The sequence below is a fragment of the Streptomyces sp. NBC_01471 genome, from assembly GCF_041438865.1.
Classification (GTDB): domain Bacteria; phylum Actinomycetota; class Actinomycetes; order Streptomycetales; family Streptomycetaceae; genus Streptomyces.
In genome coordinates, this window is record NZ_CP109450.1 from 3,655,579 (window position 1) to 3,678,472 (window position 22,894).

21 protein-coding genes and 1 tRNA gene are annotated in these 22,894 nt (G+C 68.2%); 10 read left to right on the top strand and 12 right to left on the bottom strand.

Going from position 1 to position 22,894, the window contains the following annotated elements; all coding sequences use genetic code 11:
- Positions 1-11: 11 nt before the first annotated feature.
- The 5 genes from OG285_RS15995 to dcd form a co-directional block, all read right to left on the bottom strand.
- Entirely contained in the window at positions 12-2,273 is a 2,262-nt protein-coding gene (locus tag OG285_RS15995; RefSeq protein ID WP_371791327.1) for an ATP-binding protein, read from the bottom strand.
- Positions 2,270-2,962: a DUF4255 domain-containing protein gene (locus OG285_RS16000; protein ID WP_371793548.1), complete on the bottom strand. Its 693-nt coding sequence runs from the start codon at positions 2,960-2,962 to the stop codon at positions 2,270-2,272. Before OG285_RS16000 ends, OG285_RS15995 begins: the two co-directional genes overlap by 4 nt.
- A 233-nt stretch (positions 2,963-3,195) precedes the next feature.
- Positions 3,196-3,849 (bottom strand): response regulator transcription factor, encoded by a 654-nt coding sequence (locus tag OG285_RS16005; protein ID WP_356826464.1) that lies wholly within the window; start codon positions 3,847-3,849, stop codon positions 3,196-3,198.
- Positions 3,850-4,335: 486 nt separating this feature from the next.
- On the bottom strand, positions 4,336-4,833 hold the full coding sequence (locus tag OG285_RS16010; protein ID WP_266855039.1) for a phosphoribosyltransferase: 498 nt from the start codon (positions 4,831-4,833) through the stop codon (positions 4,336-4,338).
- A gap of 9 nt (positions 4,834-4,842) precedes the next feature.
- Positions 4,843-5,418 (bottom strand): dCTP deaminase, encoded by a 576-nt coding sequence (dcd, locus tag OG285_RS16015; RefSeq protein WP_164262529.1) that lies wholly within the window; start codon positions 5,416-5,418, stop codon positions 4,843-4,845.
- A gap of 722 nt (positions 5,419-6,140) precedes the next feature.
- Between dcd and OG285_RS16020 the strand changes: the two genes are divergently transcribed.
- The 5 genes from OG285_RS16020 (at position 6,141) to OG285_RS16040 (ending at position 9,695) form a co-directional block, all read left to right on the top strand.
- Positions 6,141-6,214 (top strand) — tRNA-Gly (locus tag OG285_RS16020).
- Between the two features lie 492 nt (positions 6,215-6,706).
- Positions 6,707-6,979, top strand: a complete 273-nt coding sequence (locus tag OG285_RS16025; protein ID WP_371793549.1) for a LysR family transcriptional regulator — start codon at positions 6,707-6,709, stop codon at positions 6,977-6,979.
- Between the two features lie 31 nt (positions 6,980-7,010).
- Positions 7,011-7,574: a GNAT family N-acetyltransferase gene (locus OG285_RS16030; protein ID WP_371791328.1), complete on the top strand. Its 564-nt coding sequence runs from the start codon at positions 7,011-7,013 to the stop codon at positions 7,572-7,574.
- A gap of 72 nt (positions 7,575-7,646) precedes the next feature.
- Positions 7,647-8,584, top strand: a protein-coding gene (locus tag OG285_RS16035) for an IS5 family transposase (protein ID WP_371791329.1) whose coding sequence is annotated in 2 segments (ribosomal slippage) — positions 7,647-8,039 and positions 8,042-8,584 — 936 coding nt in all. Because the reading frame shifts where the segments join, the coding sequence is not laid out codon by codon here.
- An 82-nt stretch (positions 8,585-8,666) separates the two neighbouring features.
- Positions 8,667-9,695 carry a S66 peptidase family protein gene (locus tag OG285_RS16040; protein WP_371791330.1) on the top strand — a complete coding sequence of 343 codons (1,029 nt, stop codon included), beginning with the start codon at positions 8,667-8,669 and terminating at the stop codon, positions 9,693-9,695.
- Between the two features lie 205 nt (positions 9,696-9,900).
- Here the strand turns inward: OG285_RS16040 and OG285_RS16045 are convergent, their stop codons facing one another.
- From OG285_RS16045 to OG285_RS16055, 3 genes are all read right to left on the bottom strand, one after another.
- A complete protein-coding gene (locus OG285_RS16045; protein WP_371791331.1) occupies positions 9,901-11,046 on the bottom strand; it encodes a tyrosine-type recombinase/integrase in 1,146 nt (381 codons plus the stop codon).
- On the bottom strand, positions 11,046-11,264 hold the full coding sequence (locus OG285_RS16050; RefSeq protein ID WP_371791332.1) for a helix-turn-helix domain-containing protein: 219 nt from the start codon (positions 11,262-11,264) through the stop codon (positions 11,046-11,048). The genes OG285_RS16045 and OG285_RS16050 overlap by 1 nt, the downstream gene beginning before the upstream one ends.
- Positions 11,265-11,452: 188 nt before the next feature.
- A complete protein-coding gene (locus OG285_RS16055) occupies positions 11,453-11,977 on the bottom strand; it encodes a helix-turn-helix domain-containing protein (protein ID WP_371791333.1) in 525 nt (174 codons plus the stop codon).
- 330 nt (positions 11,978-12,307) lie between these two features.
- Here OG285_RS16055 and OG285_RS16060 point away from each other — a divergent pair, with 330 nt between their 5' ends.
- The 4 genes from OG285_RS16060 (at position 12,308) to OG285_RS16075 (ending at position 17,849) form a co-directional block, all read left to right on the top strand.
- The gene (locus tag OG285_RS16060; RefSeq protein ID WP_371791334.1) at positions 12,308-13,834 is read left to right on the top strand and encodes a DnaB-like helicase N-terminal domain-containing protein; all 1,527 of its coding nucleotides are present in this window, start codon (positions 12,308-12,310) and stop codon (positions 13,832-13,834) included.
- Between the two features lie 250 nt (positions 13,835-14,084).
- Entirely contained in the window at positions 14,085-15,449 is a 1,365-nt protein-coding gene (locus tag OG285_RS16065; RefSeq protein WP_371791335.1) for a hypothetical protein, read from the top strand.
- Between the two features lie 346 nt (positions 15,450-15,795).
- On the top strand, positions 15,796-16,137 hold the full coding sequence (locus tag OG285_RS16070; RefSeq protein ID WP_371793550.1) for a plasmid mobilization relaxosome protein MobC: 342 nt from the start codon (positions 15,796-15,798) through the stop codon (positions 16,135-16,137).
- The gene (locus tag OG285_RS16075) at positions 16,134-17,849 is read left to right on the top strand and encodes a relaxase/mobilization nuclease domain-containing protein (protein WP_371791336.1); all 1,716 of its coding nucleotides are present in this window, start codon (positions 16,134-16,136) and stop codon (positions 17,847-17,849) included. The genes OG285_RS16070 and OG285_RS16075 overlap by 4 nt, the downstream gene beginning before the upstream one ends.
- Positions 17,850-18,006: 157 nt before the next feature.
- Here the strand turns inward: OG285_RS16075 and OG285_RS16080 are convergent, their stop codons facing one another.
- The 3 genes from OG285_RS16080 to OG285_RS16090 form a co-directional block, all read right to left on the bottom strand.
- Positions 18,007-18,552, bottom strand: coding sequence for a class IV adenylate cyclase (locus OG285_RS16080; protein ID WP_371791337.1), 546 nt, complete (start codon positions 18,550-18,552; stop codon positions 18,007-18,009).
- A 28-nt stretch (positions 18,553-18,580) separates the two neighbouring features.
- Positions 18,581-19,675, bottom strand: a complete 1,095-nt coding sequence (locus OG285_RS16085; RefSeq protein ID WP_371791338.1) for a radical SAM protein — start codon at positions 19,673-19,675, stop codon at positions 18,581-18,583.
- Positions 19,676-19,767: 92 nt separating this feature from the next.
- Complete coding sequence (locus OG285_RS16090; RefSeq protein WP_371791339.1) at positions 19,768-19,992, bottom strand: hypothetical protein; 225 nt, start codon at positions 19,990-19,992, stop codon at positions 19,768-19,770.
- Positions 19,993-20,598: 606 nt separating this feature from the next.
- On the opposite strand from OG285_RS16090, the gene OG285_RS16095 reads away from it, so the two are divergent.
- Positions 20,599-21,873, top strand: coding sequence for a transcriptional regulator (locus OG285_RS16095; RefSeq protein WP_371791340.1), 1,275 nt, complete (start codon positions 20,599-20,601; stop codon positions 21,871-21,873).
- Here the strand turns inward: OG285_RS16095 and OG285_RS16100 are convergent.
- The gene (locus OG285_RS16100) at positions 21,854-22,513 is read right to left on the bottom strand and encodes an HAD family hydrolase (protein WP_371793551.1); all 660 of its coding nucleotides are present in this window, start codon (positions 22,511-22,513) and stop codon (positions 21,854-21,856) included. The two genes, OG285_RS16095 and OG285_RS16100, sit on opposite strands and share 20 nt — an antisense overlap.
- Positions 22,514-22,894: the final 381 nt, after the last annotated feature.

The window sequence follows — 22,894 nt, forward strand, 5'->3', positions numbered from 1 at the left end:
CCGTCCGGTCGTCACCAGCCGCCGTCGTCCAGGACCAGCCGCCCGGCCTTGCGGTACTCCCGCCGCGCGCCCGCCAGCAGGTCCTCGGACGTGACCGGCGAGTCCCGGCCGGCGGCCGCGTACGCCGCGGTGACCACGGCGCTGCGGATCGAACCGCCCGCCAACTCGAACTCCTTGGCGCACCGGCCCGGATCGATGCCGTCCGCACACGGCACATGCACCAGGCTGTGCTGCCACAGCGCAAGCCGCTGGGCGGCGTCGGGGAACGGGAAGTCGACGATCAGGTCCAGGCGCCGGGTGAACGCCTCGTCGATATTGGCCCGCAGGTTGGTGGTCAGCAGCACGATGCCGTCGAAGGACTCCAGGCGCTGGAGCAGATAGGCGCTCTCCAGGTTCGCGTAGCGGTCGTTCGAGCTGGTGACCTCCGAGCGCTTGCCGAAGACGGCGTCGGCCTCGTCGAAGAGCAGCACGGCGTCCGTGCGGTCGGCCTCGGCGAAGATCCGTTCCAGGTTCTTCTCGGTCTCGCCGACGTACTTGTCGACCACCGACGAGAGCTGCACGACGTAGAGGTCGAGGCCGAGTTCGGCGGCGACCACCTCGGCGGACAGCGTCTTGCCGGTCCCCGACTCGCCCGCGAACAGCGCCAGCGCACCCCGCCCGCGCCCGCCGCCGGCACTCAGCCGCCAGTCGCCGAGCACCCGGTCGCGGTGGCGTGCCCGCAGGGCCAGTTCGTGCAACTGCGCCAGCGGCCGGTCGGGCAGCACCAGATCGTCCCAGCCCACATCGGGCCTGATCCGGCGTGCGTGCTGTTCGAGCCCGGACGCGGACTGCTGCCGGGCGGCGAGCCGCAGGTGCGCGGCGGTCAACTCCGTACGGTCGAAGGCGGCGAGGTCCAGCGCGGCACGCGCGGTACGGCGGATACGGTCCCCGCCCAGCCGGTACGGGGCGACGACGGGCGCCAGATCGAAGCCGAGGGAGTCAGCGCCGTCCGACAGTCCGAGCGCGGCCGACCAGACATCGAGATCGCCGGCGCGCTGCCGGGGGGCGTCGAGGACCAGCGGGTCCCGGCCGCACCAGTCCGGATCGTACGGATGCCCGCCGCACAGCAGCACGGAGACACCGTGCGAGATACCCGGTGCTGTGTCTGTTGCCGTGCCCGGTGATGTGTCCAGTGCCGTGCCCGGTGATGTGTCTGCTGCCGTGCCCGGTGCTGCGCCCTGCGCCATCAGCGCCCGGAGCAGGGGCCCCGGTTTCTCCGGTACCGGCGCCACCACGATGGGGCACCCGCGCAGCCGCGCCTCGCGCAGCAGATCGGAGAGGAACTCCGGTGTGTCCGGCCCGCCCGGGGCCGGGTACGGAGCAGCCGGCTCCGCCGCGGCGGTGTCCCGGGAGGATCCCTGGTCGGGGGTGAAGTGCAGCGCCTCCATACCGGCGGCGGCCAGTGCGGCGGTGGCGCAGGAGAGGGCGTCGCCCTCCCGCTCCTCGCGGAGGTACGCCGTCAGCCGCCCGGCGGTCAGCCGCCCGGCCAGGTGCCGCACGAGGGAGCCGCCGGGCGGCGCGGTCTCCGCGGGGCGGGGCGGCAGCAGGGCGACCTGTCCGGCGAGCGCGGCGTCCGGGGTGTCGTCGCCGAGCAGATGTGCGGTGACCCGGTCCGGTACGCGCAGCGACCGGCCGAGGAAGGGGCGTTCGGTCTCCTCGACCCGTACGAGTCCCAGGGCGACGAGCGGCGCGGAGGGGTGGAAGCGGGCCCGGGCGACGGCGTCGTGCACGGGCAGGCCGCACAGTTCGATGGCCGGTCCGACGGTCGCCCGGCGGCGGCTGACGTCGTCGTTGAGGTAGCCGTACAACGGCTCGAAGGTCCGGTCGAGGTCCGGGGCGAGGGCCAGCAGCAGGATCGCCTCGTCCAGTGCGCCGAGCCCGAGCCGGTCGGTGAGCCGCCGCAGCCGGTCGCCACCGCCGGCCGCCCGGGAACCGGCGGCGTCGGAGAGAGCGGTCCCGGCAACGTCCCCGGGAGCGGCTCCGGCCCCGTCGCGGGACCCGAGGAAGTGCTGAACGGCCTCGTCGGAGAGGTACAGCCCGCGCAGCGGATCGGTGGCGGTCGGGTCGGTGGCGCTGCGCGCCCGCACCAGCTGCGCGATCCGCTCACGCAGCAGCCCCAGCCGGGCGATCAGCTCGGCGTCAACACCGCCGGCGCCGGGGGCGGCGGGCACCGAGCCCTGAGGAGAACCGGGTGCACCCCCGGTCTCACGGCCGGGAGCGGTTCCTGCGGTCACTCGGGCTGCGCTCCCGTGCTCGTCGCCCCGCCGACGGAGCCCGGCCGGCGGCGCGCGCCGGTCCGGGTGAAGTGGCGTGGCTGGTGGTCCCGTCGCTGCGAGTCGTCGAGGGTTCCGTCCGTACCGCGTACCCGCACCCCGGCGCCCTCGGTGACCGGCGGCCCGACCTCGTACTCGGGGAACGCCGGGAAGGGCGCGGTCACGACCAGGTCCAGTGACGGCTTGAGCTCGCCGCCCAGCGCGGACCAGATCTCCGCGAACGACCGCGCGTCGGTCTGCAGCCCGGCGATCGTCATGGGCACGGTGAGCCCGAGCTCGGCCAGCGCCCCGGTCAGCTCGTCCGGCGGCAGCACCTCACGGGGCAGCAGCGTGGCCAGTACGGCGGAGAGCATCCGGTGCTCGTCCTGGGGCTGCTTGGTCCAGGCGGTGACGAGATACGAGAGCCGGAACCAACGCGGTGGCTGCTGCCGCTTCAGCACCACGCCGCGCTCGTCCTTGACCGCGATGGCGCCGCGTTCCCGCCGTTTGACGTCCTCGCGGATGTCGTACAGATAGACGTCGATCGTCGGTGAGTTGCGCCGGGCCGCCCAGTCGCGGGTCGGGGCCTCGAAGGCGATCTCGACTCCGGTGCCGGCCAGGGCCCCGCCGGACAGCAGCCCCTTCAGGACCTTGTCCACCTCGTGGATCACTGTCGCGCCCTTCGCTGGTGCCGGTGTCACAGGCGTCACCCGCTCCGCGTCGCGGGTCCGCACCGCCATCCTGCACCCGGTCCGCACTGGCGTCCCAGGCGTGGGAGGGACGGTCCGGGGACAACTCCGCCGGTCCTCAGGGGCAGTGCGACGTGCCCTTGAGGACCGGCGGAATGAACAGTCGGGCATCGCGGCCGGCCGAGGGCCAGAAGCCGGGCCCCGTCCCGAAACGGTCAGATATAGCCCTCCCTGAAGGCATAAGCGACGGCATGGGCCCGATTGCGAAGGTGCAGCCGGGTCGTGAGGCCGTGCATCACATTTTTGACGGTGCGCTCGGAGTACGAGAGCTTGCGGGCGACCTCGGCCGTGTCCATGCCTTCGGCGACCAGCTGCAGCACCTCCAGCTCACGCGAGGAGAGCCCCGAAGCGGGGGCCCCCGGCGAGCTGGTAGCCTTCCGCTGGAGGGCGCTGACCTGGGATATCAACCGCCCGAGCAGATCGGACGGAAGGTCACCCTCGCCCCTTGAGGCAGCGATGACAGCCTGCAGGAGCCGGTGCCCGGTGGCCTCGTGCCGCCAGACAATGGCCGCGACGCCGCTCTCTATGACCTGAAGCAGTTCCGCCTCGCGGATCAGACCCGCCACGAGAACGGCCCGGGTGCCGTCGATCCGTACCAGCCGCCGCAGTTGCGACAAGGTCGGCTCGTCCACCGCGTCCGCCAGCAGGACCGCCACCGTTCCCGGCCGTCCGCTCGCCTCGTCGACCAGCTCGATGGCCGGCTGCTGGCGCAGCTCAGTCGTAGCTCCTGCCAGCGAGAGCGGGTCGGACGCGTGAATGGCGACCGGGATCCTGGCTTCAGGTCCCGTCGCATCTAAAGACGTCCGCATGGCCAACCCCTCACGTTCTCGCAGAACACCATGATGCGTTACACCGTGATCCGGCGGAATCAACGGAGTCCACACTCCTGTGGCTGACGGCGTGTCCGCATTCGTGAGTCTGCACGAGATCGGCACGAGACGGACAGCCCGGCATTAAGGCGACCACCGACCGGAAAGCCTCTCACACAGCCCTATCCGACCCGTTACATACCCCGGACGATCGGAGATGTCAGGTAGATGAACTCTCGGGCCGACGGGGCGTATTCCCTCCCCGAACCGCGGGAGATCCGGGCCGCATCAAGCCAGAAAGCCGGACAAAACTCGCGGAACACGGAGTGCGAGACGGCAGTCAGTGGAATGGCACGCCCACGCTGCGTCACAGACAACAGGTACAGAAAAGATACAGAACAGGGCCGGAGAGAGGCCCCCGAGAGGATTCGCGTACCGGCCGGCACGCGAATCCTTCACCATTCCCCCGCATACGGGATTCCGCCGTCAGGCGTCCAGCACCTGACCCTCGCGCCGCACGACGGGCGGCTCGACACTCCACGGGAAGTTGATCCACTCGTCGGTGCGCTTCCACACGTACTCGCATTTCACCAGCGAGTGAGACTTCTCGTAGATCACGGCGCTGCGCACCTCGGCGACGGCACCGACACAGAAGTCGTGGACCAGTTTGAGGGTCTTCCCCGTGTCGGCGACATCATCGGTGATGAGGACCTTTTTGGCCGAGAAGTCGATTGCGTTGGGTACGGGCGCCAGCATGACCGGCATCTCCAACGTGGTCCCTACACCGGTGTAGAACTCGACGTTCACGAGATGAATGTTCTTGCAGTCCAAGGCATAGGCGAGTGCACCGGCCACGAATACACCGCCGCGCGCGATGCTGAGCACGATGTCCGGCTCATAGCCGTCGTCGGCGATGGTCTGCGCGAGCTCGCGCACCGCGTTCCCGAAACCGTCGTATGTCAGGTTCTCGCGTACGTCACTCATGGCTGGATATCACACCTGGGTCCGATGGAAATTGAGGAAGGACCGCGAGGCGGTCGGCCCGCGCTGCCCCTGGTAACGCGACCCGTACCGCTCACTGCCGTACGGGTGCTCGGCCGGCGAGGTGAGCCGGAACATACAGAGCTGCCCGATCTTCATCCCGGGCCAGAGCTTCATGGGGAGCGTCGCGACATTCGACAGTTCGAGCGTGACGTGCCCCGAGAAACCCGGGTCGATGAACCCGGCGGTCGAATGCGTGACGAGCCCGAGCCGCCCGAGACTGGATTTGCCTTCGAGCCGGGACGCGAGATCGTCGGGCAGCGTGACGACCTCATAAGTGGAGGCGAGCACGAACTCACCGGGGTGCAGGATGAACGCCTCGTCCCCGTCCGGCTCGACCTTGCGCGTCAGATCCGCCTGCTCGACCGCGGGGTCGATGTGCGGGTACCGGTGGTTCTCGAACACCCGGAAGTAGCGGTCGAGCCGCACGTCGATGCTGGAGGGCTGCACCATGTATTCGTCGTACGGATCGATGCGCACGCGCCCGGCGTCGATCTCGGCCCGGATGTCCTTGTCTGAGAGAAGCACGCCCCGAGGATACGGGGACCGTGCGGCCCCGCCCCAATCGGCCGACCCGCACACCCCGCACCACGGACGAGGCACCCGCCCGGAAGGCGCCGGAAGCCACTCCTCCTGGACCGGCTGCCACCGCTGCCACAACGACTGCTATTGCTGCTACTGCTGCTTCACTGCCCCTGAACCCGCTACGGCGACCACTACTGCTGGTCGAGCCCCACGGGCACGGCATGCCGCAACCGCGCACAGCGCGGACACCGGATGAGCCGCCCGGGCCCGATCCGGTCGGTCCCGAGCTGCTGCAACGGGAACGAGGCAGTACTGAACACGTGCCCTTCGGCACAGCGGACGACAGTGCGTTCCATCGGATCCATCAAGTCCCTTCCCCATCAAGCGTGGACGAGAGAAAACACCACATTAGGGGATGTACAGGACACCGCTCCAACCGGCACTCCGATCGGCCACGGTACGCCCCAACTTCCGCACCCGGCAGCGGGATCCCCTTCCCGAAAACGAGCCCGAAACCTGCCAAACCGGACAGTCGTACGGACGGTCCCCCGGCCACCAACACGGGGTAACCGGGGGCGGGGGCGGGACGGGGCGAGGGGGGGGGCGACGGTGGCCGACGGCTCAGCGAACCCGGCACGGCCCGCAGCTCCGGGGGACGCACACCGGGGGCGGCCGGCCATGGGGTAGAGTGAGCGCGTTGCGATTCCCTCCGGGAAGATCGCTGCGCGAGTGTAGTTTAATGGTAGAACATGAGCTTCCCAAGCTCAGAGCGCGGGTTCGATTCCCGTCACTCGCTCCATGGCAAACCCCCAGGTCAGCGACCTGGGGGCTGTTTGTTGTCTAGACCTATTGCGGGCAGTCGTGCCCTCCACGTGCCCTAACTACGCGAATTGCACCGGCCAATGTGCTTTCACCGGGCACCGCCGACGACTTGACGGCGGTGCCATCTCAAACCCTGAGACGCATTTTGTGTGACCTGCGCCACTTGACGGCCATGCGGTCCTCCCGTTCCACTCGCAAATCACGGCAACTCCTGACCAGCCGGTTCGGTATCGCGGAGGTGTAGGGCCTCAGATTTCGTGTCGGAATCTCACGGTTGATGTCGGACCGAAGTCGGATCCGACACCGGGCTGAAATTTGCAGGTCGCAGCCATACCTCATTCGTACGTCCACCACCAGCGAACCCTGCCCGACCTCGCCCGCGAGAAGGGCATGAGCACCGCCGACATGGCCCGCTGGGCCCACACCACATCCTCTCCGGCCCCGCGGCGGAGCCAGCCACGACACCGCACTGCGTGCCAACGAGCGATCACTCCGCACATCTGCTCTTCTCCGCGGCGCCCTCACCAGCCCCGCAGGCTGGCAACGGCTCGAACAGTCCGCCGCGGTACCGCCTTACCCCACACTCAGGCATGCAGCCCAAGCCCTCGGCACGACACAACCCGATCTCACAGCACAGATCGCACGCCTTGAGAGCGACCTAGGCCAAACCCGCGGACGACCCATGAAACCCACCCAGTTCGGGAAACGCGTGGCCGACGCGGTCAACAGAAGCCGGAAATGACGCTGTCAGTGGGAGCTGGCACCCTCCCACCATGCCCTCCGACTCGCTCTGCTTCGCTCAGGCCACCACCGCGCAAGACGTCGACCCGGATCGGCGACAGGCCCTCATCGACTGCTGGATCGAGGTCTCCAACGCCGGTGGCGCAGCCGGGTTCCCGTTCCCGCCTATCGACGAACGGGACGCTGCCCCCGCCCTCGACGCCATCCTCGAAAGCCTCGCCCCACAAACCTGCCGTCTCGTGATGGCCCTGGACGGCGACGAACTGCTTGGTTGGCTCAACATACGCCGCAGCACCTCCGCAGTCGTCACCCACTGGGCAACGCTCCACCACGTTCAAACCCGCACCAGGAGACACGGTCAGGGCATCGGCAGCGCCTTGATGAAAGAAGCCCACACCATCGCTCGTGACGAGATGGACCTTGAGCAGCTGCACCTGGCAGCACGCGCCGGAGTGGGGCTGGAAACCTTCTACGGGCGCCTCGGCTGGAAGGAGGTCGGGCGATGGCCGGGAGCTCTCCGGCTCGGGCCCGGTGACGATCGCGATGAAGTCCTCATGCTCCTCGATCTCGGGGCTGAGGAAATGACACGTTCCTGAGACAGCATCTCACCGACACGGTCTGAGACAACTAGGTGGTGTCTCTCCGATCAGTGACTCGTTGTTCTGGTCATGCTCAGTAGGGGGGATCTCACCGATGACGAGTGGGCGGTGCTGGAGCCGCTGTTGCCGACAAGCAACAACCGGTGTGGTCGGTGGCGTGATCACCGGCAGGTGATCAACGGGATCATTCACCGGCTCAGCACCGGGTGTCAGTGGCGCAAGCTGCCTGAACGCTTCGGCCCGTGGCAAACCGTCCATAGTCGGCACATGCTGTGGTCGGCCGACGGCACCTGGGAGAGATTGCTGCAGCGTGTCCAGGCCATCGCCGACGCCGCGGGAGAGGTCGACTGGAACGTCAACATCGACTCCACCTCGATCCGCGCCCACCAGCATGCCGCAGGGGCTCCAAAGAACCCGCCGTCCCGACCACCCAGTGCCTCAAAAGGGGCCACACAAAGATCACTTCACTTGCACGCGCATGTGCGCCTACTCCTGTTCCGGGTGGAGGCGGCGCGGCAGGCGAAGCCCTCGGTCGTTCCCGTGGCGGGCTGACCACCAAGGTCCACCTGAGTGCGGACGGCAGGTGCCGCCCACTCTCCCTGGTGGTCACCCCCGGGCAGCGGGCGGACTGCACCCAGTTCGAGTTGGTCATGGACAAGATTCGTGTCCCTCGGCTCGGTCCAGGCAGACCACGACGTCTGCCGGACAGTGTTGGAGCCGATAAGGCGTACAGCAACAGTGTGATCCGCGCCTATCTGCGCCGTCGCGGGATCCGGCACGTGATCCCGGAGAAGAGCGACCGCAAGGCCGCCCGCCGGAAGCGTGGTTCACGCGGCGGCCGGCCGGCGGGCTTCGACAAGGCCCGATACCGGGCCAGGAACTCGGTGGAACGAGCGATCAACAAGCTGAAGCAGTTCAGGGCTGTAGCCACCAGATATGACAAGCGCGGCTACGTTTACCTGGGCACTGTCACGGCCGCTGCACTCCTCATCTGGCTCCGGACGTGACCGACAGGCCACCCACGGCGGTGAAGGGCATGCGCTGAAACTCGCTGCCCGGCCGACACGGTGCCGTGCCAAAATACAGCGCATGCCAGTTCGATACCCGCGCCCCTTGCGCCCCGGTGACCGCGTCGGAATCACCTCTCCATCCAGCGGAGTCAACGAGAAGCTCCACGAGCGCCTCCACGTGGCCATCCGCGACGTGGAGGCACGCGGATTCGAGGTGGTCCTCGGAAAATGCATGGACGGCTCGGGACATGTCAGTGCTGCCGCCGCCGCGCGCGCAGACGAACTGATGTCGCTGCTGACCGATCCCGAAATCCGCGCTGTGGTACCGCCCTGGGGCGGGGAGTTGGCGATTGACCTTTTGCCGCTGCTCGACTGGGACCAACTGCGCGTCGCTGAACCGACCTGGTTTGTGGGGTTCTCCGACCTGTCGACCATCATCACTCCGCTGACCCTCCTCACCGGGACCGCGACCATTCACGGCAACAACCTCATGGACACGCCTTACCGGACCCCTGACGGGCTGGTCTCCTGGCTCGACATCGTCAGCGCACCACGGGGGCACCAGTTCACACAGGTCCCGCCTGGCCACCACAGATCCACTGGCTGGGACGACTATGCCGCCCAGCCCGAGGTACGCGAGTACACGCTCGACGTCCCTGGCACATGGACACGGCTGGACGGAAGCGGAGATCTGGAAGTCGAGGGCCGCCTGATCGGGGGCTGCATCGAGACACTGTGCAACCTCACCGGGACCGCCTTTCTCAACGTGTCCGACTTCGCACGGACTGAGGCTGTGGACGGGCTGCTGGTGTATGTGGAGGCCGCAGGCGACGATGCCTTCACCATCTGCCGGAACCTGCACGGTATGCGGCTGGCCGGCTTCTTCGATGCGGCGAACGCGGTGCTCGTCGGACGGACCTCGGCACCAGGCGCCCCTTCATTGTCCCAGCACCAGGCTGTGCTGGACGCGCTTGGTCCATTGAATGTGCCGATCATTGCCGACGTGGAATGCGGCCACGTCCCGCCATACATGCCGATCGTCAATGGGGCGCACGGCCGCCTGGTCCACACATCAACGCGGAGCGAACTCACTCAGACCTTGGTCTGACACGCCCATGCACTTGGCTCCTGCTACCGCCGTCCGCAACCGAATGCCCGACAACAGGGCTGAAGAGTCCAGGACGGGCAGTTAGCGTGATCGACGAGTCAGGCCCTAGAAGAACCGCAGGTCGCAGAGCCGCCGCCTGACAGCGAAGCTGACAACCTACAAGAGGGCAGGCCGACCCATAGCCGACCCGCCCTCGCTTGATCACTTACGCGCCGTCAGCCTTCTCCTCGTCCGCGCGCCGCCGCTGCTCACGCACCCTGACGTCAATGCCGTCGGCCACCTCCTGCTGACGTTCGTCGTCGGAGTGCTGGTAGATCATGGCGGCCTTCTCCGAGGACTGTCCTGCGCGGACCATCGTGTCCTTCAGGGTGGCTCCGGACTGCGTTGACAAGGTGTGCCCTGTGTGGCGCAGGTCGTAGAAGCGGAAGCCCTCCGGCAGACCGACCTTCGTGCGGGCCTTTGCCCACTTGCGGCCAAAGGTCGAGCGCCGGAACGGTGCTCCCTTCTCCCCTACAAACAGGAGCCCGTCGGGCTCCTTCTCCGCGAACCAGTCGAGGTGGTGCTTGACCTCGGCGTACAGGAACTCAGGGAGGTAGACGACCCGCACGCCGGCCGCCGACTTGGTGTCTCCCTCGGCCCGGCGGCCCGTGGTCAGCTCAGGTGCGGCTTCGGTGATCTTCACTGCGAGCGGGGCCAGCGAGACGGAGCCCCGGCGCAGAGCCGCCAACTCCTCCGGGCGCATCGGCCCGTAGGCGCCGAAGTAGACCATCAGCCGCCAGCGCGGTCCCATCGCTTCGGCGAGCGCATCGACCTGGGCGACGGTCGCCGTCGAGCGTTCCTTGGCCTGTTCGGTGCCCGCGCCCTTGATCCTGCAAGGGTTCCGGCGGATCAGCTCATCATCAGTTGCTGTCCCCATGATGGCCTTGAGTAGCCGGTAGGACTTGGCGACCGTGGTGGCACCCGTGGCCGACAGGCGTTCCGTCCGCCAGGTCCGCACCGCGGGCGCGGAGATCTCGTCCAGATCCAGGCCGCCGAAGGCGGGAAGGACGTGCAGTCGCAGCAGGCGGCGGTACAGCTCGTCCGTGGTGGCGGAGAGTCCGCGTTCGTGGATCCATTTCACGGCGTACGAATCGAAGTTGACCGCGCCCACGTCGGGGTCGACCCAGTGATTGCGCTGGATGTCGGCCTTGGTGAGGGTCAGCCAGTCCTGCGCGTCGGTCTTCGTCGCGAAGGTCTCCGGAGCTGTTCGACGGCTGCCGTCCGGGGCCCAGTACCGTGCCTGCCAACGGCCCGAGGGAAGCTGGCGGGTGGTGCCGAACTCGCGCCGCCGCTGCGGCTTGCGGGCCGTCATCAGGCAGCCCGCCTGAAGTCGGAACGGACTTCGCGCAACGTGGGAACCGTTCGCTCGGCGATGTACGCGGCGATGGCGCTCTCGGGGATGCGGACGGGCTTGCCGAGCTTGACGTAGCGGATGCGGCGCTCGGAGATGAGGCGGCGAACGAAGCGGACGCCGGTGCCGAGGCGTTCGGCGGCCTGATCCACGGTGAGGAGGATGTCGGGGGTGGTCACCTCCCGTGCCGACCGGGGGCTTGAGGTGATGGCATGTGTTATCGCCGTGTGGCGCAAGTGGGGGCTCCTGGTCCGGACCGGCGAACGGGGCGGCAACCCCGGCCTGGCCGGTTGATCTTGGGATGGGTGCGGTGCGTATCCCGTGCCTGGGGGTTTGCGGTCCCAGGCCGGGCGATAGATACGACGAGCTATGCGTCAGGGGTGGCGTCGGAGTGATCGGCGTCGGCTGGCGCGCCGGGCGGGGGTCCGAACATCTGCGCGTTCATCTGCGTGACGCTTTCGTGGATGGCGTTGGAGACCATCGCCTCCGCCTCTTCGCTGATGTCGGGGTGCTCTGCGATGTAGGCGTCGAAGGTGTCGCGAGCGCGGGCGAAGGCGTGCTGGGCGCGCATGGTCTCTTGCTGGGCTGCGACGACCTGGTCGATGAGTTCCATGGCCCGGCCCTTCGCTGCGAGCTGCGGGGGGCCGGCGAAGTTTCGGAGGCCGACGCCGAAGACCTCGGCGAACCCGATGGCCTCGTCGAGGTTGATGCGGCGCTTGCGGTTCTCGATGCGCCACACCGCGGACGGGTTCATGTCGAAGCCCGCCTCGTTCAGGCGTTCCGACAGCGTGGTCGTGCTCCATCCGCGCTTGTCGCGTTCCAGCTTGATGCGTACAGCAGCGTTCTCCTCGCCGCTGAGCAGGATTCCCTCGGGAGTCTCGTCGCCTGCCATCCGCCCCTCCTTCCTGTCGCAGGGATCTCCTGCGGTTTGCAGTCGAGCTACAACCATAGCACAGAATATGCGAAACGCAGAAGGGCACTGCCAATCGCACAGAACGAAGTCACCGCCTCACGCTCTGCGCATTGCAGAAGGTCCTTGCCTTTTGCAGACCATGTGGCATACTTGTAGTCCACCCCGACACCGACCCGGACCCCCGCACACAAAAAACCCCTCGGTGTGCACCGAGGGGTTCAAAGCGCAAACCTCTGCAACCGCCATCCCTAGCGATCAACCTGCCTGGCCGGGATTGCCGTCCCATATGGCCCGCAGGAGAGGAGCTTCATGAACCAGGGTACGCCCCTGCCCCCGAACTCGCCATCCCCCACCGCAGCCACCGAGCCACCTGACACCCCGCACGCCCCGTTCAACAACGAGGCCGAATGCGCCGTGCTCGGCGCCTGCATGCACGACGGAACCGTCATCGACACGGTCCGGTCCCTGCTGGGCGACGACGCCTTCTACCGGCCCGCCCACGAGACCATCTGGCGCGCCCTGCTGACCCAGCGCCGCGAGGACAAACCGACCGACCCGATCGTCCTCACCGAGCTGCTCCAGCAGCAAGGCGTCCTCCAGCGCGTCGGCGGTCCCGTCTACCTGCACCAGCTCGCCAACGTGCTCTACGGCACCGGCAACGCGGAACACCACGCCCAGATCATCCGCGAGAAGGCCGACCTCCGCCGCCTCCACGCCTCCGCGATACGCACCCTCCAACGCGCCCAGGAACCGGGCGCCAACCCTGAGGCGATACGCAGCGAGATCGAAGCGGAAGTGCGCGCCGAGCGAGAGCGGGCGCTCGCCTCGGGCCAAGGGCGCCTGAACCGCTTCGCCAAAGACGGGTGGACCTTCGTCCAGGAGACCGGCGCGGATACCGAACCCCTGTGGGGAACCCGCGAGAAGACGGTCTGGGCCTCCGGCGAGAGCCTGATGATCGTCGGCGCTCCAGGCGTCGGCAAGACCACCCTGGCCCACCAGGTGATCTTCGCCCGCCTCGGCCTCCAGGAGACCGTCCTGGAGATGCCCGTCGCCCCCAGCAGGCGCGTGCTCTACCTGGCCATGGACCGGCCCAAGCAGATCGCCAAAGCCATGAAACGCCGCGTCTTCACCACCGACGAAACGATCCTGCGCGAGCGGCTCGTGGTCTGGGAGGGGCCTCTGCCCGCCACCCTGGACAAGGAGCCCGACCTCCTCGCCGACCTCGCCGCAGCCCACCAGGCCGACACCATCGTGATCGACAGCCTCAAGGACTCGGTCAGCACCATGGTCGACGACGGCCTCGCCGTCGCCTTCCACAACGCCCGCAACCGGGCCCTGCGAGGCGGCGTGGAGATCCTGGAGCTGCACCACCAGCGCAAGGCCACCGCCGACACCCCACGCGTCCAACGCCCCACCCTGGACCAGGTCTACGGCTCCACCTGGTACGTCTCCGGCGCGGGCAGCGTCCTGTTCGTCACCGGCAAAGCCGGCGACCCAGCCGTCACCCTGCACCACCTCAAGACCCCCACCGGCGAGATCGGCCCGCTGGATGTCACCCACGACCACGTGCGCGGCACCACCACAGTCGACCCGACCAAGGACCCCGCCGTCCTGCTGCGCACCGCCCCGAACGGGATGACCGCCCGCGACCTGGCGACCGTCCTGATCGGCGGAGGCGATCCCGAACGCGCCGACGTGGAGAAAGCCCGTCGCCACCTGAGCCGCCTCGTCGAGAGCGGCCTGGCGACCAGGGCCGACGGCATCGCCGGAGGAGCAGGTGGCGGGCAACAGACCCGCTTCTACGCCTCCGCCCGCCACCTCGCCTCCGTCGGCTGAACTCCCACGCCACCCGCGCGGAGCGTTCACGCGACCGTTCACGCCCCCCTCGCCTGAGCACACCACCGCGTACCGCTCACAGCGCACACGCTCACCGCGAAACCGCAGGTCAAACGATCACGGAAGCGTCCACGCCGTACATGCGCCCAAGCGATCACGCGCGGGCCCCCCTTTAGAAGGGGGCCCGCGTGAACGCCCCCTGCGTGAACGCCGTTCCCCTTCACCACTCCCCGCCCAGAAAGGCCCCCGCATGTCCTCTGCGGACACCCCACGCTTCAGTACCGACGCCGCCGCGCCGCTTCTGCCGCCCTGGGCCCCCTCCCCCGCACTGACGGCAGTACTGCTCGCAGTCATCGTGCTCCTCGCCCTGTTTGCCGCATGGATGTTCCGCCAGCAGCGCCGGCAGCCGCCCGGCGCCAACCGCTGGCGCGGAACCACCGCTGTGCAGGTCGCCGCCGTGGCCGCGGTCGGTTGCACCGCCTACAGCGCGGACACCAGCTGGCGATTCGCCGGCGACTACCTCGCCATGACCAGCTCGGTCGAACGCGCCTTCATGTTCGCCATCGCCGAACTGGCGCTGTTCGCGACCGCCCTGATGGCACGGCAGAACCTCAACGGGCCCGCGCGGGCACCGGGCCTGCCCGGCGTCCTGGTCTGGATGATCACCGCAGTGCAGCTCATCCCCCCGTACGCCGAATTCGGGCCGGTCGGCGGCACCGTCCGGGCGCTGATCGGGCCCGTCATGGCCGCGATGCTGTGGCACCTGGCCATGGGCATCGAACTGCGCCACCGCACCCCCGACGCAGCCTCCCGCAGCTTCGCCGCCATCCTCGCCCGACAAGCCCGCGAACACCTCCTAGCCCGACTGAGCATCGCCGACCAGGACGCGGATGCCGCCCGAATCATTCGCGAACGCGCCCTGAGCGATGCCGTCACCCTGATCCTGCGAGCCGAGGCCATACCCGATAAGAAGCGTGGCAAGGGACGAGCGCGGCGCCTGTCGAAGCGTCTACACGAGGCCATGGAGCGAGCCGACATCGACAGCGATCCTCTCCAGGACGATCTACTGCTGCGCAAGATCGCCACCCGCAAACAGGCCCTCGACCTCGCCTCCATCCCCCAGCCTCCACGCTGGCACGCCCCGGCCTCCTATACAGCCGACCGCGCCGCGCAGAGCCGCCCGCCCGCCTCATCTTCGAAACGGACGAAGGCGAAAGGCACGCAGCGAGCGTCGGATGCGGGCAGTGAGGTCGCGCACCGGGCGGCCCGCCCGCAATCCGCCCGCCCGGAACCTGATGACCGCACCGGCCCGCGCCCTGAGCCGTCGGAGCCCTTCACCGTGCCGGAGCAGATTGCGGGCGACGGAACCGTCATAGAGCCGGGCAATGCTGCGGACATGCGTTCGAAGCGACCGGGCCGTAAGCCCGATGCATCGTTGGACGTCCTCATCGGCTACGCCCGCCGCATCCACCAGGAAACCGGGCGCCTCTCCCGCGACCTGCTCGAAGAGACCGTGCGCGCGGACAGCTACAGCGTCGCCAGCGACCGCGCCGGCCAAGCCGTCCGCACCGTAAAAACCGAGCTGAAGACCGCCCGCGCCAGCCACCCCCACTGAGGCAACCCGCACCGCATAGTGCCGCCTCACACCCGCGCCCACCCACCGCACCCGACACGGAGAACACATGCACGCCCCAGACCCCACCCCCCGCGACCACCCCGGTAACGCGGGAGAGACAACCCCTATCAAAGGAGGAGCAAGTTGTACCGGGAGCAATGCTCCCGGGTCTCCCGCCCCAGGGGAGGCGGGAGCGGCCCTGCGCCAGGGGGCACCGGACCGGCAGACAGCGACCGAGGGCGGTTCGCAGCTTGGAGGAGGCCGGGTGGCGGAGCCCCTCTCACGCAGGCGACAGCGCCCGAGGCAGCCGAAGCCACTGAAGCGTCTGCACCAGCCCAGCTGCCGCATGAACGACGCCGAGTTCGCACGCTTCACCAAGGCCGCCGACCAGTGCGACATGAGCAACGCCGCCTTCCTCGCCTACGCCGTAGACAAGGCAGCCCGCGATCTGACCCGTACGGCCGCCGAGATCGCCACCGAACGGGAAGTGATCGACGAGATCTTTGCCGCCCGTCGGCACCTGGGCCGCATCCACGGCCTGTTCAACCAGGTCGCCAAGGTCCTCAACTCCGGTGACTCCGCGCCCAACCTCGACGCGACAGCCCGGGCGGTCCTCGGGGCGGCCCGTCGCATGGACGATGCCGGCGACGCCCTGCTCGCCCACCGTGACGGTGGCACCCCGGCATGATCCCGAGCATCCACAAGCGCGGCAGCAAGACAGTCGGCCTGATCCGCTACCTCTACGGACCCGGCACCCACGAAGAACACATAGACCCACACCTGGTAGCCGCCTTCGATCCGCTCACCCCGGACCCCGGCCGCGACCCCAGCGCCACGTACAGGCAGCTTGAGCGGCTGCTCGACCAGCCGGTCAACGCGCTGCCCGCGAGTCGGCGCCCCAAGGAACACGTGTGGCACATGTCCGTGCGAGCCAGCCCCGAGGACCCTGTCCTGACCGACGAGGACTGGGCCGCCATCGCCCACCGCGCGGTCGCCGCCACCGGCATCGCCCCCGATGGCGACGAACGAGCCTGCCGGTGGGCGGCCGTCCGCCACGCCGACGACCACATCCACATCATCGCCACCCTGGTCCGCGACGACGGCCGCCGTCCCCGGCTTCACAACGAGGCCCGCCGCGCCCAGGCCGAGGCCCGCCGTATCGAAGCCGACTACGGCCTGCGCCGGGTCGCCCCAGGCGATGGCACCGCCGCCAAGCGCCCCACCAGCGCCGAACAGCACAAGGCCGAGCGCCTCGGCCAGGAGGCCGCATCGAAGGAGCTTCTGCGCGAGCACGTGCGCCATGCCGTGGCCGGAGCCGCAGACGAGGCCGAGTTCTTCGACCGGCTCGCCGCCGAAGGCGTCCGTATCAGGAAGCGCCTCGCGCCCTCCGGCGACGTACTCGGCTACAACGTCGCCATCGTCGGCGACCGCAACAAGGACCACGAGCCCATCTGGTACGCCGGATCCACACTCGCCCCCGACCTCTCCCTGCCCCGCATCCGCAAACGGTTCACAGCCCACGCAGAGACAGAAACGCAGCCCACGGCCCTGGACCGCAGCGGCGCCTCAGCACCGGCCCGCGCCCGCTACGCCGCCGCCCAGCCCACCGACGCGGCTCTCACCTCGCTGACGGCAGGAGACGACGGCACGGCAGCCGCCCACCTCATTGGGGTCGGCGAGGTCATCGACGCAGTCGCCCAGACCTCAGACGGCACCGCCAGCGCCGAACTACGAGAAGCAGCACGGCACTTCGAACGCGCAACCCGCTCCCACATCTGCGCCAAGAACGAGGAGATATACGCCCTGCGCCGCGCGGCCCACCAGATCGTCCACTCCGGCCCAGCCCTCGGTCGCGGCCAGGACGGAACCGCCACCGCGCTGATCCTCGACGTCATAGTCCTTGCCGTCATCACCGCCGCCCGCTGGCACGCAGCCCGCGGCCATGCCCAGCGGGCCGAAGCCGCCCAACTCGCCGCCCGCCACCTGCGTACCTCCTACCAGGCAACCGCTGCAGCACCACTGACCGCCCTGCGCTCCTACGGACAGCGCCTTTCCGCCCCGATACGGCAGCGACAGGCGCACACGGTCCGCACCGCCCTCCCTCACCTCGCCGACCGACTCCTGGACCAACCAGGATGGGACGCCCTGACCGCAGTGCTCGACCAAGCCGAACACGCCGGCCACGACACCGCCGCCCTGCTGACCAAGGCCGCCGCACAACGCGAACTCCACAGCGCCGACTCGATCAACGACATCCTGGTCTGGCGGCTGCAGCACCTCAGCTACATCACCCGCCCCGCCTTCACGCCCCGATCGCACCGGTCCAGGGCTGTGTCCGCTCCAGGTCCTGCGGCATCCGGCGTCGCCCACCAAGATGTGAGCCGGTCCAGGCGACGGTGATCACAGCCGCCCTGGACACCTCCGGGACGCCCATCTCGCGCGGCCGGACAAGACCCTGCCGGGGCGCGAGGTGTAAAGCCGGCCCTGGATCTGAGCGGTGCCCGCCTGTTGGCTCACAGGCGGGCACCGCTGCGGTAACTGGCCAGGGAGCAAGGTGTCAGGCGAAGAGCAGAGTGGGTTCGGCGAGGATGTCCCTGCCCCGCTCGCTCTTGTAGATCAGGTCGATGCTGCCGAAGCGGGCCTCGGTGTAGTCGAGCCCGAGCGAGGCCACTGCCTTGCGTACGGCGTCTTCGGAGGTGCTCTCGATCTCCAGGAAGGTGGGCAGGTCCGGCCAGGTGTCGAAGTCGTAGCTGACGCCGTCGAGCTGCCATTCCTCACGGTAGTTCTGCTGGTACCGCACCTGGCGCAGGCCCACGGCCGCGAGGAGTTCCGCGGTCCGTTCCAGGTCGTTCACCTCGATCTCGATCTCGGTGGTGCCGTTGATGTGGGTGGCGTCGGTGACCTCCTTGAGCGTGAGTGTGGTCTTGCCGCCCTCATCCCGCAGACGCAGCCACTGCTCACCCTGGACGGCGTCGTTCTCGAAAATCAGACGGGTGAACATGGTCTTGCCGAAGGCCCGCTCGGCCCCGGCCGCTCGCAGGCGGTCGCGTACGGCGTCCACGTCGATCTCCAGGAACTTGGCTTCGTATTCGTGCTGGGCCACAGCATCCTCGCTCTCGTTTGTTTCGCTTCTACGCGGTCAGGTCGTGCAGGTCCTGCTCGCGCATCTTCCTGATCTCGGCGCACGCGTCGCTGCTCACGAACTCTTCCACGGGCAGACACAGGTCCATGCGCTGAATACACACGCCAACGTGGAAGGTGCCGTCCGGGTCGCGGTAGAGCCGCACCCCGTAGTAACCCTCCTGGCAGTCAACGGTGTTGTTGAATCTGCAGTCGGCACACGTATCGGGCAGCCGCAGGGAGCGGATGTGCTTCGCCGTGAGTTGTCGGCCTGACGGAAGCTGATAGGTGATGCGGAAGCCTGACGTGCCTGCGATCAGCCGGATCTCCTGCGGGACGGCGCCAAGCTCGGCCAGGAGCAGTTCGACGGCGTCGAGAGACGCATCACCGTCAGCCAGTGACGTCAGTATTCGCACGGATAATCTCGGTGAGTACTTCTCCAGCAGCCGGTGGATCCGCTGCACGTGGGTGTGATCGGGGATGACGACGTTCGCCCGTACTCCGATACCGAGCGACACAGCGACGCGGATCGAGTCCTCCAGCGCTTCGATCTTGCGCGTTGCCAGTGGCCGGCCCCTGAACCGTGTGCTCTGAACCTGCGTGAGCTCGTCGGGGGTGGTGCCGAAGATCGAGAAGTTGACGTGCCGTAGTCCGGCGTCCACGCAGCCGGGCAAGGACCTCACACCGTTCTCCCCGTTCGATGTGACACTGGCCGAGTAGCCGGCCTGCCGTGCGAGGGCGACGATGTGTGGCAGCTTGGGGTGCAGGGTCGGTTCCCCGCCGGTGAGGTGGACCTCGTCGAAGTCCAGTGCGTCGCGGAGTTGGGTGAGGGCGCCGCGGAACGCCTCGTCCGGGATGATGGGGGCGCTGGTGAAGCGGGCGCCGTTAGTGGCGACGTAAAGGGAGGTCCGTCCAGAGGGGCCTGCGCTGGTGAAACGTTCGGGCCGGCGCGGGTGGTTGTCGGCGCTGACCGGTGTGCCCTCGTTATGGCAGAACGTGCACGTCATGCCGCATGCGTCGATGACTTTGACGCGCAGTGTCCGGTCCATCGAGACATGGATGGGAACGTCATCGCTGACGTTCCGTAAAGCGCGGTGCTGGAACATGTGACGTTGCTCCTTCGGCATGGCAAGCCGGTGGCCTGGAGGGAGAGATCTGGCTGAGGCGGGCAGGGTCAACTGGCCCTGTACTGACCGGGTCAGGAACTGATAGCCGAGTCGGGGACGGACGCGGGTGCGCTGCCCGTCTGCACCGCCGCTGGGCTGTGCTGGGTGACGTAGGCAAGCCCGCCCACGGCGACGAGCGAGCCGAGGGCCCATATGACGCCGAGAACCATGCCGAGAAGGTCACGGCCTGCAGGTGGGGCCGCGGCCGACGCGCTGAAGCGCTGCCGTGCGGGGCCCGAGTACAGGGAAGTGGTCATGCCGTCTCCGTAACTGGTGCTCGGAGAGGGGCTGTCACGCCTTCGAATGCTGCGTGAAGAACCTGGGCGTCCGTCAGCATCTGGCCGTTCTCGGGACAGATCCGCCAGTGAGGGCCAGGCCCGCGCATGCGATGCGGCGGAGGGACGACAAGGTGCTGTGACAGGCCGAGTGGTCGCGTGTCAGGCACGTTCCAGACGGCCGCGGTGCCCGTCCGCACGAACCAGTAGAGGGCCGGTTCACGCGGATCTTCGATCACAGCACCGCTACGGGAACCGAGAGCGACCAGCACACGCACCCCGACGCTTCGAGGCACGCGTACGGCGTCCCAGCGGAATCCGGCGCCCTGGATCTCGCAGCTACCTACCGTGCGCATCGTGGGTGGTTCCGAGCTCTCTTGTGACACGAAGGGACAACTCCTCACTGAGCACTGAGGCTTGAATGTGCGGAGGTGTCATCCTCGCGAGACCTTACGTCCTATTCGAGGACTTCAAAGGGTCACCCAGAGGACTTCAATAGGGCTTTTATTCACTTGGTTGATGAGTTGGTGCCGGCAAGGGGACGTAGCGTGAGAGTCTCAGGTGACGTTCCGATACCACGGAGGAGTCATGTCCCGTCCCATAGGCAACACTCGCCTCAAAGCCGCCCGGGTGGCGGCTGGCTACAACTCGCAGCAGGCCCTCGCGGACGCCATCACGAGGGACGCGCCGCAGCTCGGCATCCGGGGACTGGCCGTTGGTGTCCGGCAGGTCCGGCGGTGGGAGTCCGACAATCCGCCGTGGCCCCAGCCGGACGTCCGTCGCGTGCTCACCCATCTGCTTGGCCAAGACGCCGAAGACCTCGGCTTCACCGCTCCCTGGGGCTCAGGACAACATCCGGATGGTCAGCCCCGTCCGGCCTCGACGGCCCGTTCCGTGCCCGGCACGCGCCTGGCCACGGTGCCCACTCAATCCGTCGCGATCACACAACCGAACAGCGTCGGAGCCAACTTCGAAGCCGTAACTCGTTCCCATCGGCACTTGTACTGGTCCGTCGCGCCGGCCACTCTGCACCCCGCGATTCTGGAGCACGCACGGCTGGGCTGCGCGCTTCTGCCCGAGACGGTCGAACCTGCCCGACACCGGCTCGCAGCCGCACTCGCCGAGTCCTACCTGCTGGCAGGCCGCATTGAGTTCTTCGACCTCCGCCAACCCGAGCAGGCCGGCGACACGTTGTTGCGCGCTCTCCAGGCCGCCGGTGAGGCGGACGATCCGCTCCTGGGATCGGCCATCCTCGCGCATACAGCCTTCATCCCGGGCTGGGCAGGCGAACGCGAGACTGCAGTGGAGCGGATGGTGGCAGCCCGCACCTACGCGCGCCGCGGTCCCGCATCTGCAGAGTTCCTCGCCTGGCTGGACGCCGTCGAAGCCGAGTGCGAGACCCGCTGCGGCAACACCCGTACCGCCCTGAACCTCATCAGCCACGCCGAGGACATCCTCGTCGCCGGTTCCGAACACACCACTCCCGTGTGGATGGACTGGTTCGGCCCCGCCCGCCTGGCAGCGTTCAAGGGGAACACCCAGCTCAAGGCGGGCCACCTCCCGCAAGCCCGCGAGACTCTTCAGCAGGTGCTGGAAGACCTGCCGCCGGAGTCCGACAAGCAACGCACCGTCGTCCTCGGAGACCTGGCCGCGGTGGCAGCGGCCGACAGCAATCCGCAGGAGGCATGCCACTTCGCCGGCCAGGCCCTCGACCAGCTCGCCGCCACCTGGTACGCCACAGGCATGGACCGCGTACGCGAAGTGCGGCGCACGCTCGCTCCGTGGCAGAACGAGCAGTGTGTCCGGGACTTCGACGACCGGCTCTACGGCTGGGGGACGACGGTCAGCGCTCTCCAGCGTTGAACCTGGCGATCTTCTCCGGCAGCTCCGCCAGCGAGTTGATCCGCATCGTGGTGCTCGCAGCTGCGTCCGGATCGCCCTGCTGAATGGTGCCCCAGGGCCCACGCCGAATCAGCGCCGTCAGCAGTCCAGCCTGCACGGCCGGGCGGATGTCGTTGTCGAGCCGGTCACCGACGTACAGAATCTCGCCCGGCTCGGCAGGCGTCGCCTCGATGACGTGCTCGAAGAACTTCACGTCCGGCTTCGACGCACCCCAGTCGTCACTGGTCGCGATGAGATCGGACGGCAGATCCAACCCACGCAACAGCCCGCCGGCCCGCACGGTCTGATTGCCGGCGATGCCGACCCAGAGACCGGCCGCGCGCAGCCCAGCCAGCGTCGGCCGTACATCCGGATAGAGATCATCCTCGCCGAACCACTCCGGCTTACCGGCCTCGGCACGCCTCCCCCGCTCATCGGCCAGGTCGAACCCCGGCCGGAACACCTGGAACGTCTCACGGTAATCCCGCCCCTGCGCGATGACCGCCCCGAACATCGCCGCGAAAGTATGTCGCGGCACCCCCAGCCAGTCCGCCCAGGCCCCGTACTCACGGGTCTCGTCCACAAGGCACTCACCGACATCGAACACCACAGCGCGAATCATGCTCGGCAGCGTAATGCGCCGCGCAACGCTCTGTCCGGATGAGATACCCACGCAGCGCTGCCCCACGGCCGACGAACACCTCTCTCTTCAACGCCGAGCTCGTCGCGTAACTAGCCAAGCGGCGAGACCGCGGCTGCGAGAAGCAGCACGGCCACGTTGGGTCGTGTAATTGAGGCCAACCGGACCGGCTGCTAGTGCGGAGACAGAGTCGGCAGCATGAGCGCTGCAGCCGAGGCGAGGATCGCGATCGAGGCGACGATAGAGCAGTTTCTGAACACGGTTTCCTCACTGGGAGAACTGGCGACGGTCATGAAAATACCTCAGGGTCGCACCTTCTATCCCGCCTCGGGGCACCGCCTCGATGGTCTGCCCTCCGAGCGG